The sequence below is a fragment of the Vibrio sp. 2096 genome, from assembly GCF_033339595.1.
Classification (GTDB): domain Bacteria; phylum Pseudomonadota; class Gammaproteobacteria; order Enterobacterales; family Vibrionaceae; genus Vibrio; species Vibrio alginolyticus.
On record NZ_JAWOUX010000002.1, the window covers coordinates 386,471 to 402,667 of the forward strand.

At 47.1% G+C, this 16,197-nt stretch carries 15 protein-coding genes; 13 read left to right on the plus strand and 2 right to left on the minus strand.

The genetic code is table 11. The annotated features are described in order from the left end of the window. The first annotated feature begins 55 nt into the window (after positions 1 to 55). The 13 genes from R7Q41_RS05055 to R7Q41_RS05115 are packed head-to-tail and all read left to right on the plus strand — an operon-like array spanning position 56 to position 13,456. On the plus strand, positions 56 to 247 hold the full coding sequence (locus tag R7Q41_RS05055; RefSeq protein WP_025632827.1) for a hypothetical protein: 192 nt from the start codon (positions 56 to 58) through the stop codon (positions 245 to 247). Beyond that, positions 240 to 518: an ATP-binding sugar transporter from pro-phage family protein gene (locus R7Q41_RS05060; RefSeq protein WP_025766788.1), complete on the plus strand. Its 279-nt coding sequence runs from the start codon at positions 240 to 242 to the stop codon at positions 516 to 518. The genes R7Q41_RS05055 and R7Q41_RS05060 overlap by 8 nt, the downstream gene beginning before the upstream one ends. After that, positions 515 to 1,147 (plus strand): phage tail protein, encoded by a 633-nt coding sequence (locus tag R7Q41_RS05065; protein WP_318144389.1) that lies wholly within the window; start codon positions 515 to 517, stop codon positions 1,145 to 1,147. The genes R7Q41_RS05060 and R7Q41_RS05065 overlap by 4 nt, the downstream gene beginning before the upstream one ends. After that, entirely contained in the window at positions 1,137 to 1,583 is a 447-nt protein-coding gene (gene gpU / locus R7Q41_RS05070) for a phage tail terminator protein (RefSeq protein ID WP_318144390.1), read from the plus strand. The genes R7Q41_RS05065 and gpU overlap by 11 nt, the downstream gene beginning before the upstream one ends. A gap of 2 nt (positions 1,584 to 1,585) precedes the next feature. Continuing rightward, on the plus strand, positions 1,586 to 2,080 hold the full coding sequence (locus tag R7Q41_RS05075; RefSeq protein WP_193273657.1) for a phage tail tube protein: 495 nt from the start codon (positions 1,586 to 1,588) through the stop codon (positions 2,078 to 2,080). A 2-nt stretch (positions 2,081 to 2,082) separates the two neighbouring features. Further along, on the plus strand, positions 2,083 to 2,565 hold the full coding sequence (locus tag R7Q41_RS05080) for a phage minor tail protein G (RefSeq protein ID WP_193273658.1): 483 nt from the start codon (positions 2,083 to 2,085) through the stop codon (positions 2,563 to 2,565). A gap of 23 nt (positions 2,566 to 2,588) precedes the next feature. Next, complete coding sequence (locus R7Q41_RS05085) at positions 2,589 to 2,921, plus strand: phage tail assembly protein T (RefSeq protein WP_005376966.1); 333 nt, start codon at positions 2,589 to 2,591, stop codon at positions 2,919 to 2,921. Then, entirely contained in the window at positions 2,902 to 5,133 is a 2,232-nt protein-coding gene (locus R7Q41_RS05090) for a hypothetical protein (protein ID WP_318144391.1), read from the plus strand. Before R7Q41_RS05085 ends, R7Q41_RS05090 begins: the two co-directional genes overlap by 20 nt. A 6-nt stretch (positions 5,134 to 5,139) precedes the next feature. Then, positions 5,140 to 5,610 carry a hypothetical protein gene (locus tag R7Q41_RS05095; protein WP_318144392.1) on the plus strand — a complete coding sequence of 157 codons (471 nt, stop codon included), beginning with the start codon at positions 5,140 to 5,142 and terminating at the stop codon, positions 5,608 to 5,610. After that, positions 5,607 to 9,722 (plus strand): hypothetical protein, encoded by a 4,116-nt coding sequence (locus tag R7Q41_RS05100; protein WP_318144393.1) that lies wholly within the window; start codon positions 5,607 to 5,609, stop codon positions 9,720 to 9,722. Before R7Q41_RS05095 ends, R7Q41_RS05100 begins: the two co-directional genes overlap by 4 nt. Further along, positions 9,722 to 10,258: a DUF1833 family protein gene (locus R7Q41_RS05105; protein ID WP_005376972.1), complete on the plus strand. Its 537-nt coding sequence runs from the start codon at positions 9,722 to 9,724 to the stop codon at positions 10,256 to 10,258. The genes R7Q41_RS05100 and R7Q41_RS05105 overlap by 1 nt, the downstream gene beginning before the upstream one ends. Further along, a complete protein-coding gene (locus R7Q41_RS05110; protein WP_318144394.1) occupies positions 10,258 to 10,683 on the plus strand; it encodes a phage tail protein in 426 nt (141 codons plus the stop codon). The genes R7Q41_RS05105 and R7Q41_RS05110 overlap by 1 nt, the downstream gene beginning before the upstream one ends. Further along, positions 10,643 to 13,456: a host specificity factor TipJ family phage tail protein gene (locus R7Q41_RS05115; protein WP_318144395.1), complete on the plus strand. Its 2,814-nt coding sequence runs from the start codon at positions 10,643 to 10,645 to the stop codon at positions 13,454 to 13,456. The genes R7Q41_RS05110 and R7Q41_RS05115 overlap by 41 nt, the downstream gene beginning before the upstream one ends. 25 nt (positions 13,457 to 13,481) lie before the next feature. On the opposite strand, the gene R7Q41_RS05120 is transcribed toward R7Q41_RS05115, so the two are convergent. Both R7Q41_RS05120 and R7Q41_RS05125 read right to left on the minus strand, forming a co-directional pair. After that, positions 13,482 to 14,195, minus strand: a complete 714-nt coding sequence (locus R7Q41_RS05120; RefSeq protein ID WP_025766776.1) for a hypothetical protein — start codon at positions 14,193 to 14,195, stop codon at positions 13,482 to 13,484. A 502-nt stretch (positions 14,196 to 14,697) separates the two neighbouring features. Next, the gene (locus R7Q41_RS05125; protein WP_005377885.1) at positions 14,698 to 16,071 is read right to left on the minus strand and encodes an L-cystine transporter; all 1,374 of its coding nucleotides are present in this window, start codon (positions 16,069 to 16,071) and stop codon (positions 14,698 to 14,700) included. Positions 16,072 to 16,197 lie beyond the last annotated feature (126 nt).

Consider the following 16,197-nt stretch of genomic DNA (forward strand, 5'->3'; position numbering starts at 1 on the left):
CCAAAAACTACTAGCTAAGCCACTCAATCGAGTGGCTTTTTATTTGGAGAAACAAATGTCAGTCAAAGCAATTTTAGTTACACAACCATTTCGTTGTCGCGGTCAATTATTGAAGCCTGAAACTGCACTTGAAGTGGGGCAAGGCTGCGACATTACACCGTCTGAAGCCCGTTCTCTGGTTGGCCAAAAGAAAGCAGTCTGGATACCAGAAGACGATCTTGAAGTCGAAGAGGACGAAGATGAGTAATTGGTCTCAATCTGTGGCTGAAATGGATGCTGCTTTATTTAGCGCATTCGGAGAGTCAGCCACCATTGCGGGTCAGTCTGCAAAAGTGGTTCCAAATACATCACAAGATCAATTTGGGATGATGGCTGCCAATGTGACCCGTTTGTCTATCTCTGGCTCATCAGGTGTGAAGGTTCGCAAAGGTGACAAAGTTACCTATAAAGGCCGAAGCCATGTGGTTGCTGATGTGCCCGAGTACCATGATGGCTTAATTAGTTTTGATCTGAAATGAATGAACTAGACCGCCAGTTGGCAACTGCAGTAAAGAACCTCAGTGCTTTAGACGAAAAAGCGGTACCTCGTGCCAGTTCAATGGCCATTAATCGGATCGCCAGTCGGGCTATTAGTCACTCAGTGAAAGAAACCTCTAAGGTGGTTAAGGTTCAGCAAAAAGTCATCAGACGCTATGCCAGAGTATCCAAAAAGGCATCTCCAACGCAGCCTGTTGCCTACGTGAGAGTCAGGCGCAATGACATACCAGCCATTCACATAGGGGAAGCCCGTACTCAAATCCGCCGCAAAAAAGGGCGCTACCAGGTGCAAAGCGCAACCCGTGGCAGGGATGGTCGTTATACCAAGCGTGAAGTATCCGGCTTTACGTCCATAAAAGTGGGTAAGCATAAGTTTGACAATGCCTTTCTTCAGAAATTGGAGAATGGAAAGTGGCATATCATGCAGCGTACTAGTGATGCACGCTACCCCATCAAGATGTGCGCTATTCCCATCAAAAACGAAATCACCACTGCCTTTGAAACAAATAGCAAAAAGCTCATGAAGACAGATATGCCGAAAGAGCTTTCTTATGCCATGGGGCAGCAAATCAGGCTTGTAATCCGCAGAGAGGTAGGGCGTGGAAATTAACAAACAAATTCGAAAACAGGTTATTTCTGACTTGGAAAAAGCACTCATTGACAGTGAAGGGCAACCCCTTATCGCTGCTTATTTTTCTGGCCGAGGTGAGCCAGTTACAGCCAGTGATGACGGTGAGACAGGATACCTCGAAGTTCCAGCCATTTCGGTCTACTTGCTAGATGGTGAATCCACTGGGCAAGGTTTTGATGAAGAGGAATGGAGCTCGATACTTGCTGTAGAGATTATGGACTTGGCCACCAATCAACTGGATGACGACCTCGATACCTTTAGTGAGAAAGTTCGGGGCGTAATTGACCGTCACTACACCGCTAATGGTTTGCTCAGTCTGTGTAATCGTTCTGGTTTTTCTTATGTACGCGAAGAGGGGGCCCCATGGGGTTCCTCGGTTTTAACATTTACTATTGAATACACCGAAGAGGTTTAATCATGTCGGACCCAACTCAAGCAATCAAAGGCGCTGGCACTACGTTCTGGCGATTGAAAGACAACCAAGAACTGCAAACGCCTGCAGATTACCTTAATGACGACAAATGGGACAAGTTAGGCGGCGTTAAAGAGCTTCAACCAGGCGAAATCACCGTTGAAGACGAAGACGATAACCACCTAGACGATCCTGATTCAGAGTGGGCAAAAACCACACCGGGTCAAAAGTCGGCAGGTGAAACCAACCTAACACTAGATTGGAAACCAGGTGAACCTGGCCAACAGCAGCTCATTGATGATGTAGATAAAGGGTTAGTGACCGAGTATCGCGCTAAATACCCGAATGGCACGGTAGATGCGTATTCTGGCTACATCAACTCATTGGGTAAAGCGGTGACGATTAAAGAGAAGATCACTCGCTCAGTCAAGTTCAAAAATGTTGGCAAGCCTAAACTAGCTGAAATGCTATTGGCTGAACAAGCTAATGCTGGAGCATAATCATGACACAGGTTTTTTTGAAAACGAAAACGGTTCCCGTTGATGAACTGAGTGTCACTATCACTCAGTTATCCGGTTTGGAACGTTTAGACTTCATGGAGTTCTGCTCTAATATTCCTGAGCCTGACCGCCCGTTTAAGCCAAGTTCTGATGCGAGCGAGGTAGAACAGGACAAGTATCTAGCCGAATTGAACAAGTACACTCAAAAATGGTTCCGCATCAATTTTCTGGTACAAGCTCGATTGGTGGCGTATGGCTACCGTGATGGCGTGGACGATATTGAAGAGCGACATAAGCAGATCATGTCGATGATGACACCTCAACAGGTTGAAACGCTTCACTATGAAATCGCCTCTTTTTCCGGCTTGCCAGTGCCTGAGCAAGAAGAAGCGGTCCCATCAGATGGCTCGGATTCCACCACTACCACTGAAACCACCACAACGGAAGAAACTACAACTCAGGAACCCACCGACCCAAAAGTCTAATTCGGGATGAAATTGAGTTTGCCATGGACCTTGCCCGAGAGTTCGGGCAAGTCTGTTGGCGCACCTTGTTGGCTTCCATTAGCGGCGAAGCCGTTGTGGAGTGGCGTGAATACTTTTCAAAACACGGCTTTAAGCACCAGATGGACAATCTGCGCTTTGCCGTGACCTGTTCTTCAAACTGGAATGTCACGGCCATGGCCGCAGGCTGCAAGGACGACAGCGCCCTTAGAAGCTACCAAGACTTCCTGCCAACCCTAGAACATCCCGAAGAAGAATCCAAAGAATACACCGACGAAGAGCTGATGGCGTTGAGCGCGTCGGCAGGAGGAGTTCGCCTTGAGTGCCCAGATAGCTGATTTTAATATCCGCTTCAATACTGAAACCGCCAAGTTTCAGAAAGATGTGGATTACGCCAAAAAGATGCTGCGCGGCTACACCAAAGAAGCCAAAGCGGCGAACGACTCAAACCTATCATTAAGCCGCTCTTTAGAGCAAACCGCAGACCGCGCCAAAAACGCAGGTCGCGGCGTGTTAGATGCTGCAGGTTATGTCTCGGCAGGCATTGGTGCCGTCACAGGTGCCACGGCTTACCTCATTACGCAGCAGGCGCAACAAGCGCGCGAAATCGAAAAGATGGCCACCGTTGCTCAGGTATCGGTCCAGCAAATACAAGCCTTGGCGTATGCCTCTGAGCAATACAATATCAGCGGCGAAAACATGGCTGATATTCTCAAGGACGTGAACGATAAGCTGGGCGACTTTACCGAAAATGAAGGTGGTGAATTTGCTGACTTCATGGAGAACATCGCGCCAACAGTCGGACTGACCATTGAGAAGCTGCAAGAGCTGTCGGGTCCCGATGCGTTGATTGCCATCAAAACGGCGATGGACCAAGCCAACGTTCCAATGAAAAGCCAGATATTTTATCTGGAGAGTATCGCTAACGATGCTTCGGCCTTGATGCCATTGCTCGACAATCAAGGTCAAAAGCTCTTTGAGTTGACCAAAAAATACGACGACTTGAACGTCTCCATGTCGGAATATGACATTGAGAAATTCAAAGAGATGGACCAAAAGCTCACAGATGTTGGTCTTAAACTTCAACGTTCTTTTGCTAATGGTGTATTGGGCGCTAGTGAACAGATAGATTGGTTTACCGATCAGCTCGTCGTCTCAGTTGATTATTGGGGCGCTCTGTTCGACAGCATGAGCGATAGCCCTAAAACTAAAAATGGCTTACTGAAGAAACTTGGTGATGCTCGCGACGAAGCGAGAACCGTCAAGATAGAGCTTGAGAGAGCGCAGAAAGCTTTAGAGGGCTTGCAGGCAACAGAAAGAAGTGCTGAAGGCAATGTTGAAGTTCAAGCACGTATGGCTAACTCGCGCTTTAGTGAAAGAGTTAGCGCTCAAGAGTCCAAAGTTGCCAAGCTCGCTGCAGAGTATGAAGCGCTCATCAATACCGTTGATAAGTATCAGCGCCAATATGAAGACCAAGAGCTTGGTTTTAACCGTGATGGTACGGGTGATGACACCACCAAGCCACAACCGCCCATTCGGACTTTAAAAGACGATCCTAGCGTTGGTAAAGCGCAAGCCTCTGGCGCATCGCGCCTAGCGTCGCTTGATATGCAGTACGCGAGTGAGCGTGAAAAACTCATCTTAGCGCATGAGCAACGCTTGCGTGACATCGAAGAAATGCAGGTGTCCGAGCAAGAGTTAAAGCGTCGTGGATTTGATACCTTGGAAGCGCTAAAAACTGAGTATCGTGACCGTGAGACAGAGTTCTATCTAAATGCAGAAAAGACGCGTAAAGATTTAGAAGATGATGCTTTGGAAGCATCAATCGAGTCTTTTGCTAAGAGTGAAGAAGCCAAAACCGAAAAGGCCAAAATCGAAGCTGAAAAACGGGCGTATCGTGAAGAGCGCTTGATGCAAGAACGCGTTCGAGGCATGAGCAACTTCCTCGGTCAAATCTCCGAGCTGCAAAGCAGTGAAAATAAAAACGCCGCTCGTATTGGTAAAACCGCAGCGCGTGTCCAAATCATGCTTAACGCTTACGAATCAGCGTCAGCGGCATACAAATCTTTAGTTGGCATTCCTTATGTCGGTCCTGGTCTTGCTGCGGCAGCGGCAGGCACGGCTATGGGCTTTGGTATTTCCATGGCCAGCAAAGTCGATTCAGTATCGAACATGGCGCACAACGGGATATCCGAAGTGCCGATGTTGGGTGGCCGAATGGAATCCGACTGGACGCTGAAAGCAGGTGAGCGCGTTTACACCAACGAATCCGCGAACCGAATCGACCAAATGTATAGCGCCATCATGGCCATGCAGCGTCAGAAGTTCGCGATGAATGATCTAAGCCTGGATTCAGCCAAGGCAGGGTTGGCCGTTGGAGGTCGTAACGTGGTGAACATTTACGGCGCACCAGAGGGAGCGAAAGTGAGAGAGCGCCAAGGTGACAATGGTGAAAACATCACCGATGTCTTTTTGGAAGACCTCGATTCTGACGGACCAATGTCTCAAGGGATCGCGCAGCGCTTTGACCTCAAGCCAGTGGGAGTATAAGCACTCATGACAATGATGTACCCAAGCTACCTGCCACATCCTCAGTTTCCCGACAAAATCGAACAGATGTCCAATCGTATTTCCACGGAAATGTCGACAGGGCGTACTCGGGACCGTCGTCGGCATGTCATCGTGCCGACATTCCAAACCTTAGTGTTTCGGATGCCAAAGGATAAAGCAGCGGCGTTTCTTGGTTGGGTAGACCATGCACTCAGTGGCGGCATTCGTTGGTTTACCTTAAACCAACGCACCGAGCTGGGCGTGGTTCCCCTGCAAATCAAAATGAAAGACCACCCACTCAAAGACGCCAAGCAAAAAGGTGGCAAGTTTTACTACACCGTGAAATGTGAAATTCGCCAATACCCAATCCAAAGCGAAGAAATCACCGTTGGCCAAATTCTGACTCCGCATACGTTGGATGAATTTGTATCAGGTACCGATATGGCACGCTATTACACAGAGAGCTGGAAGCAATGACCGATAGCAATAATTTTTTTCAGTTAATCGCTGAATTAAAAAAGAACATTGATTTACTTAATAAAATCCTCAAAGGAGGTCGCACCGAAACGGTGATCATTGATGGTGAAGTTAAACCTGTTATTTCCAAAGCTATCAGTGATGCTTTCTCTGCTATTAACGCTCAATTAACGGGGCGTTTGGCGTATCAAACGAAAGCCGATTTAATTACGGCAGGCGCACCCCCACAAGGCACATTACTGGCAGAAGTGTGGCGAGATGGTGAAAATAACGGTCTTTACGGTTGGAATGGTACTGAGTGGGAGCGTTCTGATTATGACCTGTATCTGACCGTATCCCGTTTACGTGATAGCCAAGCTAATATGTGGTACCACGATTTAGGTCCAACAAACAACGAGTATGATGTCAATCGCCAAGCTATTGTTAGAGCAATCAAAGACGTTAAAGCTAATAACCTCGTTAATCCGAACGAAGCGCATTATTTATGGATCATGGCGAGTAATGACGCGGCATTTAAGGACCGTTTCTACATTCGTGATGAGTCAGGAACGATTTATCGCTTCGGAGGGGAAGTTCGACCACAAGGTTGGGAGAGCGGCCCTGTTTGGATTCGATTAAATACGTCAACTAGTTATGACCAACTCATTGAGGTATTGATTGATTACCGAGAGTTACCGGATGGATTGATTTGGAATGGAGGGGAAGCTGCTTTAGGTTTTTCTAATGCTTGGTTGCAATACAGTGTTGAAACCCGTAGTACCAATCACAAATTGGATTTGATGCGAGGTTGTTTGGAACCAAATCTCTCTATTTATAAACCAACAGAGCATCTAGATAGAAAGTGGATGAAGCACTTCATCTGTCACACTTTCTCACTTCAGCACGTTAAACATCGATACCGCTTGTCTATTTTCACGGTCGATGATGACGTGTATGGCAACCGGATGGTGATCAAAAACGACTTGGATGAGGTATACGAAACGACATTAGGGAGTTCACCTTCGTTATCCGGTCGATACTATCAGTATGAATGTCATGGTCCTGGTGGTGTTATTCGTGTGTTAGTTGACACGGACGCCATTCGTGCAGAAACCAACCTCCCAAGTATTCTATGGAATACTAACGAAGCAAGGCTTTATCTCTCTGCTAACGAAGGCTTTGCCGAGCTTTCCCGTTTGCTGTGGCTGGCTAATGACTTTCCAATGGTCAATACGTTTACGTCAAACTTGAACCAAACAGCTTATACGGAAGTAGCCAAGAGCATCTTGTCGGTGAACATCGATGTGGCAGAGCCTGGTTTAACCGTCGATAAGCTCAGAGTTCAAGTTTTCACTAAAGCGCCAGCAGAGCATGGTGACAGCATTTGGATATCCGATGAGACAACAACCATCGGCAAATGGGGTGGTGTCGCAGAAAAAACGGGTGTCACAGAAGTCACGATTAAAGGCATCTGGAAAGATCGTCCCGCGATCATCAGTATGTTGATTGATTGGTCGTCTATCAACCAAACTGGCACTTTAATTAATGGCATTCCAAGCGACGCGCCAATTCATTTACGCACCAATAACGTCGGTGAAACAGCGGCGGAGCGAAAAGTTAAAGACCATGAAAAAGAGTTCCATGTTGCACAATGGTTGGCTACATCTGCTACAAAGCATCCAAGTTGGGATTCCTCTGCTGCTTTATTGTCGAGTTATATTAAAGGGTTCTATCTAACAGGAACCCAAGAAGGCATGACGTATGGGATTGGTATTATCACCAAAAACTCAACCTCTTACGGAACCAAAATTGATGTTTTCAATAATGAGCGCCGTATTGTTGCTTCTGGGCGTGTGAGTGAGCCAAATGCTAATGGGGAGACGGTGTTTGAGCTCAAGCCAGTAGGCAGTAAAGTCAGTGGGAAGCTGTGGGTTGATATGACCAGCATGTTGGATGGCACGGTGGAAAATACCAACGATCCTAGATTGCTACTTAACCCTGACTATGTTGAGGTTCGAGCCATTCCAGATATGCTGCCGAACCTTGAAGTGGAAACCAAACCACTAGTAGTAAGGAACGCGATCCGTTTGGCATGTATGGGGAGTTCCATTACTTGGGGAGCAGGGTATGTTGGCGAAAGCTCTTATGTTGGTGCGATTGAAGACTATCTGCGAAATGATGTTTCGACCACCATTTTGGGAGAACAGCTTGGTTATGCTGTCCGCCTTTCCGAGCCAATGCAATACAAAGGTTCTGTCGCCTATTTAGAGGGTAAGGACAGTACTACTGAATTCACGCTCTTTGGTGATGAAGTAAGCCTTGCTTTGTGTAAAGAGCGAGGGAATGAACACGCTGCTATCGTTGAGCTTTGGGTGAATGACAAGCTATGTGAACGCTTTTCTACCTACAACGAAGAGCCTTTTTCGGAAGGCGTCGCTAAGTCGTGGAATGCCGATGGCTCGACGCGCTCTTGGGATCTTGAAGTACCCTTTACCTTTAACCACCAAGTTAAGCGCAATGGTCAAGTGTTGACCGGAGGTATTAACAGCGGTGGTTATGGTGGCAGTTGGCCGGACGGTTGGGAATACATGATTGTGCGCCGCACCAAAGAGTCTGGCTATGAGCATGAAGTCACACATTGGTTGACATTCAAAACCAATCAAACCCAAGGCGCGGTCATTGAATGTACGTTTGATCATGGAGAAACCATTAAACCGATGCGCTCGACCGTGGGTAATCTTGGCAAGAGCTTAGGCAGCGGTATTGAATCAACCTATGGTGATGGAAATGTCGCGTATGATCCAGCAAATCCAGTAAGCCTATCATCAGGTCTGGATTTTCGTTATACGGATGATCGCGCAATTGTTAGCGCAAAATTCCCAACGGTACAAACGCTCAACGTTAAATTGGTCATCATTGGCTCAGATCCACGAGTGAGCAATCCTTTATCCTCTCGGCTCTATTTGAATTTTGTAACGAACAAAATGCACCACATCATGAATGCGGGTATTGGAGGCTTTAAGGCGAGCAACTTTATTTCGTCTTATGCCAGTTTGAAAAGTCACTATAAAGTCAGTCAATGGAAGCCGACTCATATATCAATGGAGTCATGCACCAATGATGACTGGGGGACGAATGAATACCTATGTTGGATGGATAAAACTCTGACGCAGGAACAGCTTGCTAACGTCGATTCATTGATTTGGCTGCAAGACATTCAAAAGAACCCTGATGGTACCTATTTGGTTTCTGATTCTCGGATCACTTACCAAGAAATTGGGCCGTTCCATATAATCTTGAATCATGACACCACGATGATTGGCGACATTCATCCTGGCGATGTTGTGACATTTGGTCGCTGGAAAGGTGATAACCGTTCGATGGCGGTTCGTTTGGTCAAAAGTTGGGATGCGGTGTCACGTCGCATTGAATGGGGACCAGAGCTTAGAGTGAGTGACTTCGGTTGGAAAATGGACTCATTGTCTGAGATTGAAACAATCCAAGTTCGATCATTAAAACAATGGGGAGCGAATGTCGAATCGGTCATTAACATGCTAAGAGATGCAAATCCAAATGCCCTTTTAAGCCTGGGTACGTGCGGTGTTCCGAATATGCGGACTCGTCGTTTGGAAGGGTATACCGATTACGGTAAGTACTTGGCTAAAAACCTTGGGGTCGATTTTATTGACTACTACAAGGTGACGCGTGAGTGGTCTGAAAATACAACCGCTGACCAGCAGGTTTATATAACCGCTAATGGTGGTGAAACAGGGGATGGCTCATCTGAGTTTCCTTTGTATTTCTCCGATGGTCGAGAGGTGAAAAACTACTGGACGATGCGAGGCTGGTCAGTCGTGGTAAATGGCATCGAACGCTATCTTGACGGTTGTTATGTTATAGGTGGCGCACGTCGCGGTTGGAGTGACCCTGATAGTGACTTGACCATGAATAATTACACATGGGTGTATGACCAATTCAAAGTCGTTTTTACCAGGGATGTGCCGCCTGCAGGTGCCCAAATCCTAGTCAAGAAAACGGCGGAAACTTGGTCTAATGATGATTGCCATCCTTCCGCAACGGGGTATTCGTTGTTTGGTCAAGCGTTTACCGAGTATTTACGTAAGGTAATTTAATGAAAGCTATAGAGGTTTATTACGCCTCTGCTCCTGTTGATAAAATCCCCATCCACACCATAGAAATCAAAAATGAAGATGCGTATCAGAAAGGCGAGCCGGAATCGGTCATTCGTCTGGCTGACGGTTTCTATCATCTTGAAGTCGACGGTGTGGAAGGCATTTATCTTGGGCTAGAAACAGGGGTAGAGACCTTCTTTCGAGCGTCGGCGTTCGGTGTGTCATTACCGGGTAAAAGCGTCAAAGGGAAACAGAACCTGCAATTCCAGATTGATAACGTGACGGGCGAGGCCCGTCGCTTTATTGATAAAGCCATGGAAGATGGCAGCAAAGTGACCATCACGTATCGCTTTTACTTGTATCCCCATGTCTCGGCACCTGCCGAGCCACCCCTCACGCTGACGGCGGTCAGTGAAAAAGACAACATCCAAACCGTTGGCGTTGTCGCGTCGTTTCATGACTTGGTGAACCGAGCATGGCCGAAACGCCGCTACACGCCAACAATCACCAAAGGACTCAAGTACCAGGGGAACTAATGACTTTAAATGAGTTAATGGCGGTGCCTTATCTTGACCATGGTCGTGACGAGCATGGTCTGGATTGTTGGGGCTTTGTTCGTTTTGTTCGCCACCATCATCACGGCTTACCCCTATTGGACAGTTTTGGGACCGTGGACCCAGACGACAAAGCAGGCATGACCGACGCCTATCACCAATTGGTGGGTGGGTATGTTGAAACCGCCCCGATAGACGGCGCAATCGCATGCCACCTGATTGAAGATACTTTGGTGCACGTGGGTGTCGTGGTGAATGAAAACGGGCTGAAAGTGGCTCAAACAGGGCGAAAAATGGGCCGACCTTGGCTCTGTAGCCTGTCTGATTTTGAGCGTATGTCACTAATTACGAGGTACTACATCGAACATGACTGTACTAGCTGTTTATCCCAACAAGCTCAATCGTAGTAAGTGCGAGTTTACTCCAATCAAACCTGGGCAAACGCTCAATGATTGGATGGCTGCGAACATCAAAGGTTACTACGTATCAGAAACGCCGCCGTTTTCTTATTTTGTGAATAAAAAACAGCGCACTTCCTCAGATTGGTTTGATTATGTTTGGCAAGACGGTGACTTAGTGGAGTTGGTTGCCGAGCCGAAAGACCCTGCAAGTATCGCTTATGCGGTGATCGCGGTGGTGGCGGCTGGCGCGGCCATCTACGCCATGAACCAAATCCCTGACAACTTCCAAAAAACCATGCCAGAAGGCAGTCCGATTTATGAAGCCAACGCACAAGGCAACCGAGTGCGATTGATGGGGATCATCCCTGAGCTGTTTGGACGCCACAAAACCTTCCCTGACATCATCAGTGAGCCGCATTGGTATTTCTCAGAAGATGAAGAGTACTTGCTCATGATGACCGCCATTGGCAATGGCGAGTTTGAGCTTACGGGTGACGACATCACCATCAGTGACACGCCTGTGTCGAAATACGCAGGGGACATCAGTTATCAAGTGTTTGCACCAGGGGAGGACGTGACTAGCCACCCAGCGCACGAAAACATTTACACCTCACGCGAGGTCGGTTCGACGTCTTCCACGGCAGGGATCGAGCTAGAAGGGCCGATTAACTCCATCACTCCGAGCCAAGTCAATGTGGTGGACGATACGCTCGGTGTGGTGAGCAATGTAGATGGACTCGCCACAGAATACTGGCCTGTTGAATGGGAAGCTGGCCACATCATCAAAATATCCGGTTCGCCTGGTATTCGTGAGATCACCGAAGCAAGTGGTGATGGTGGCTGGCGAAACGAAAATGGGGCAGACATTCTTAACTTTTGGTCGCGTGACCCTGATTTACACAATTGTAATCAAGGTGATTATGTTGAATACCCGACCAACTATTACGTCCCACATGAAGCCGACCCCGTGGTGGAATATTCCGTGGGTATGGTGGACATTAAGCAGACGTTCGAGGTCAATGGCGAGACGTTCTATGCGCTGCGAATCCTTAATGGTGAGGGCTACTGGATAACGGTGGACACCGTACCGTCAGAAACGCGCCATCATCCCATCAAGTTTCACGGCACGGACGATGGCCGCTATATCATCCGTGAAGCGAACAACCCGAAGGGCCGAGTCGATAGGCTGTATCCCGAAGGGACGAAGGCGCAGGTGTGGTGGGATGTTTTCACGCATCAAGGCGAGAACAAAGGGTGGACGCTTGAAACCGAAGTGGCACTGCCTGGTAAGCCTGCAGGCCCACACTTTGCCTGCCCAGCCTCAGAGGTGGCCGATAAGATTTACATCGACTTCAAACACCCTGACGGCCTTGGATACGTGAACAAGAACGGCGACACCAACGCGCTCACTGTCGAGGCCATGATTGAATGGCGCGGAGAGGGAGAAACCGAGTGGAACCAGGTCAAGTACGAGCGCCGAGACGGCACTCGCGATCAGCTTGCGGAAACTGTCGAAATAGACTTAGGTCGTAAAGTTCGTCCTGAAGTGCGCGTGTATCGCATCACCAACGACAATAAAGACCTCAAGTATTTGGATCGCATCGAGTACCGCCGCTTGAAAGCGCGACTTGATAGCAACACCAAGTATGACGACTTCACCACCATCGCGTTCAAAATCCGTGGCAGTAACTCGCTCTCGCGTAGCGCGGAGAATAAGCTGGGCGTGGTGCCAACCCGTAAACTGCAAATTCCAGATGGGCTAGGAGGTTGGACGCAAGAGCTTTACCCGACCCGAGACATAGCACCGGCTATCCGCTACATCATTCTTGATAGTGGATTGAGTGATGTTCACATCGGTCATTATGAGTTGCTGCGTTTGCATGAGGTTTGGAAAGCCAGAGGGGATACGTTCGACGCAGTATTCACCGACAGCAGCACCTTGTTCGAGGTATTGAAGAAAGTCTTGCTCGTCGGTTATTCCGAGCCAACGCTCAAATACGGTCAAATCATTCCAGTTCGGGATGAGCCAAGAACCACTTTTGATTTTCAGTACCAACCGGACAACATGCTCGGTAAAGGCTTGGAGCGCTCAGGCAGCTTTATCCGCGAAGAAGAGCCCGACGGTGTGGAGGTGGAATACTTCTCCACTTTTACATGGAAACCGGAAACCATAATGTGCTTGCTGCCTGGTGACCTCGGAATCAAGCCTGAGAAAGTCAGAGCGTTTGGTGTGACCGACCCAACCAAGGCGTGGCAGTTTGGTATGCGAGTGCGACGTAAGAAGCGCTACCGACGTTTTCAGTATTCATTCCAAACCGAGATGGATGCCTTTAACTCTAACTACCTCGATTACGTTGCTTTGGGTGACGATGTGCCAGGTTACGCGCAAAGCGGCAGGTTAGAAGGGTTTAGCACTCAGAACGGCAAGACGCACCTATGGCTGGACTTGCCACTGGAATGGGAAAGCGGAGTGCATCACATCACCGTCCGAAAACCCGATGGTAGGGCATCAGGGCCGCATGCTTGCACCAAAGGGAGTCATCCTAACGAAGTCATCATCACCAGTAACTTGGGCTTTACGCCCTCACTAGACGGCGAAATGGAACCACCATTGTGGCTGTTTGGGCCTGCGGATAAGTGGTGTTATCCAGCGCTCATTAATGATGTGACGCCACAAGGCACTGAGAAGTGCAGCGTTAAAGCGGTGAACTATGATGTGCGTGTGTATGAGGATGATGACAACGAACCCGACGAACAGGGATATCCCAAAGCGGCTTAGTTAAAGCCCCATTATGGGGCTTACTTTAATCATTTGTGATTGTATAAACGATAGACTCTGACGTAACGGAATCTATTGATAACTGATAATTTCTGAATCGAATCGTTTTTGTACTCTTCGGATAAATCAATTCTTGCGTAAAGGCGGACCTAGCATGGTTGTTAAAAGTATATTCTCGGTATAAGACATTAATTCCGCTTTCGCTGAGGCCTGTAAATATCAACTCATGGTTCACGTAACCATATTCTTCCAATGGTGTCCGTTTATCATGCTTCTCGAACATCGCGTTAGCTGGTTCCATTGCATATTGAGACCCACTACCAACCGGAGAGGTCCAATAGCTACCTGAAACGACAGTATTGTCCCAATGTCCTTTATTATCGATCCCAAACATCAGGTGACTACCCGGAATCATGACGAGATCATTTCCTTTTTCATTGCTACCGACAATCTCGTAGATGTCGCCTTTTTTCCCATCAAGCCTAACTGCTACACTTGATAAGCCCCCAGATAGAACGAATTCTTGCTTAGCTTGGTAAGCATTTGGCTCAACCAATGTCTTATAAGCTTTTCGCGTAAGAATCTCTTCACCGACGTATGCTTTTGTTTCTACTCCAACCTCATAGCTTCGAGAATCTATACTTTCTATTCTTGATGGAGCCGTTTTTGTAAAGTTTGCCGTAGAAGTACAGCCAGCTAACGCAGTGGTCGCTAAAGTGAGGGCAAAAAGCCGTTTCATATTAATAGTCCAACCTGATTTATACAGATTTTACAAGTTATTAGGTTCAATCAATCTTGTCACTATATGGAGCTATATTTTGTGACTCTAATTGCGTATAAAAATCTATCGAATGTGGACTGTTTTAAGTGGATATTAAGAAGGTTGAAGGGGAGGAGAGCAAAAGCATTTTGTGATTAGAACTGCTTCTTTCAGGGAAAAATATCTTGAATTTTGCCTTTAACGTTGCGTCTTAATTGTGTCTTGTTTTTGAATTTATTTCTTAAATTTTCTTTTTAATTATATGGTTATGTTTTTCTGAGCATAATCAAAGAAGAAAAAAGTGGGCTGATTATCTTGGTGCATTCTGCTTACCGTTTACAAAACCGATGACAGTATTAGACCATTCAACGCCTTGACTAGCAACGAAAGATGCAAGTTGAATTTGTGAAAATGAAAAAAGCCGATGGCGAACCATCGGCTTGATATTTTATGTTTTATCGCTTTGGAAGGAATTTGAGTTCTATGCTCGTGTTTCTTCCAATGTTGCTTCACTTTCTGGTGACTTCAGCACTCGGCTAGCAATTGTACCCGCAGTCATTGAGCCTGAAACGTTTAGTGCGGTACGTGCCATGTCAATCAATGGTTCAATAGAGATAAGCAGCGCCGCGATGGTCACAGGTAAGCCCATTGCAGGAAGAACAATCAAGGCTGCAAACGTCGCACCGCCGCCGACACCTGCAATACCAAATGAGCTGATGGTGATAATCGCAATCAATGACAGGATAAAGTGAAGATCCAGAGGGTTGATACCCATTGTCGGAGCTACCATCACTGCAAGCATTGCAGGATAGATACCCGCACAGCCGTTTTGGCCGATAGTGGCACCAAACGATGCTGATAGGTTTGCAATCGCTGGTGGAACGTTAAGCTTGGTGATTTGCGCTTCTACGTTTAGTGGGATCGTTGCTGCTGAGCTACGAGATGTAAACGCGAAGGTCAGTACAGGCCAGATTTTCTTAAAGTATTCCGCAGGGCTAACGCCGACAAAAGAGACTAATACACCGTGAACAACAAACATCAGTGCGATAGCAACATAAGACGCCACAATGAAGCCAAGTAGGTTTAAGATGTCGCCTGCGCTTGATGTCGCTACCACTTTTGCCATCAGTGCTGCGATGCCGTATGGCGTTAGCGCCATGATCATCTTCACTAATCGCATAACGATTGACTGAGCTGCTTCTACGAAAGTACGAATAGGTGATTCCAACTCTGCTTTTTCCATCATCACTTTACGAGCGGCGATACCAGTTAACACGCCGAAAATCACAACAGCGATAATTGATGTCGAGCGAGCACCTGTTAGATCAGCAAATGGGTTGGTTGGAATGAAGCTAACTAGCATTTGAGGAATAGTTAGGTCACTTACTGTACCAGCACGGCTTTCTAAAACGGCGATACGAGCGGTTTCACGCGCGCCTTCAGTTAAACCTTCTGCTGAAAGGCCAAATGTCGTTGTCACCAAGATACCGATAAGTGCAGCAATTGCAGTCGTTACTAGAAGAACAGAGATGGTCAGGCCAGAAATTTTACCTAATGATCCACCTTTCTCCAATTTAACAACTGCAGAGATCATCGATACCAATACTAGTGGCATGATGACCATTTTCAGTAGACCAACGTAGCCACTGCCTACAATGCCTACCCATTCAAGTGTTTGAGCAATAGCGCTGTTGCCTTCACCGTGAATGAGTTGCAAAGCAAGACCAAAAAGAGAACCGGTAACAAGACCGATCAAAACGAGACGTGAAAGAGTGTGTTTCTTTTGTTGTTGATTAAATAGAAAGAACAATATGCCAACAAAGACGGCTAGAGAGGCTATCACTGCAAAATTCATAATTTGACCTTATCAACCAGCCGAAGTGGCGGTTGTTTTTTATACGGGGTTTTATACGGATTTATTTATGGAGCGTAAGATAACGCTCGTGATATAACTTTAAAAATGACAAACGGGTATTAGCTA

Bases quoted from the DNA above. Each gene is read 5' to 3' on its own strand.
- R7Q41_RS05055 (WP_025632827.1), top strand. From the start codon at position 56: ATGTCAGTCAAAGCAATTTTAGTTACACAACCATTTCGTTGTCGCGGT.
- R7Q41_RS05060 (WP_025766788.1), top strand. From the start codon at position 240: ATGAGTAATTGGTCTCAATCTGTGGCTGAAATGGATGCTGCTTTATTT.
- R7Q41_RS05065 (WP_318144389.1), top strand. From the start codon at position 515: ATGAATGAACTAGACCGCCAGTTGGCAACTGCAGTAAAGAACCTCAGT.
- R7Q41_RS05075 (WP_193273657.1), top strand. From the start codon at position 1,586: ATGTCGGACCCAACTCAAGCAATCAAAGGCGCTGGCACTACGTTCTGG.
- R7Q41_RS05080 (WP_193273658.1), top strand. From the start codon at position 2,083: ATGACACAGGTTTTTTTGAAAACGAAAACGGTTCCCGTTGATGAACTG.
- R7Q41_RS05085 (WP_005376966.1), top strand. From the start codon at position 2,589: ATGGACCTTGCCCGAGAGTTCGGGCAAGTCTGTTGGCGCACCTTGTTG.
- R7Q41_RS05095 (WP_318144392.1), top strand. From the start codon at position 5,140: ATGACAATGATGTACCCAAGCTACCTGCCACATCCTCAGTTTCCCGAC.
- R7Q41_RS05100 (WP_318144393.1), top strand. From the start codon at position 5,607: ATGACCGATAGCAATAATTTTTTTCAGTTAATCGCTGAATTAAAAAAG.
- R7Q41_RS05105 (WP_005376972.1), top strand. From the start codon at position 9,722: ATGAAAGCTATAGAGGTTTATTACGCCTCTGCTCCTGTTGATAAAATC.
- R7Q41_RS05110 (WP_318144394.1), top strand. From the start codon at position 10,258: ATGACTTTAAATGAGTTAATGGCGGTGCCTTATCTTGACCATGGTCGT.
- R7Q41_RS05115 (WP_318144395.1), top strand. From the start codon at position 10,643: ATGACTGTACTAGCTGTTTATCCCAACAAGCTCAATCGTAGTAAGTGC.
- R7Q41_RS05120 (WP_025766776.1), bottom strand. From the start codon at position 14,195: ATGAAACGGCTTTTTGCCCTCACTTTAGCGACCACTGCGTTAGCTGGC.
- R7Q41_RS05125 (WP_005377885.1), bottom strand. From the start codon at position 16,071: ATGAATTTTGCAGTGATAGCCTCTCTAGCCGTCTTTGTTGGCATATTG.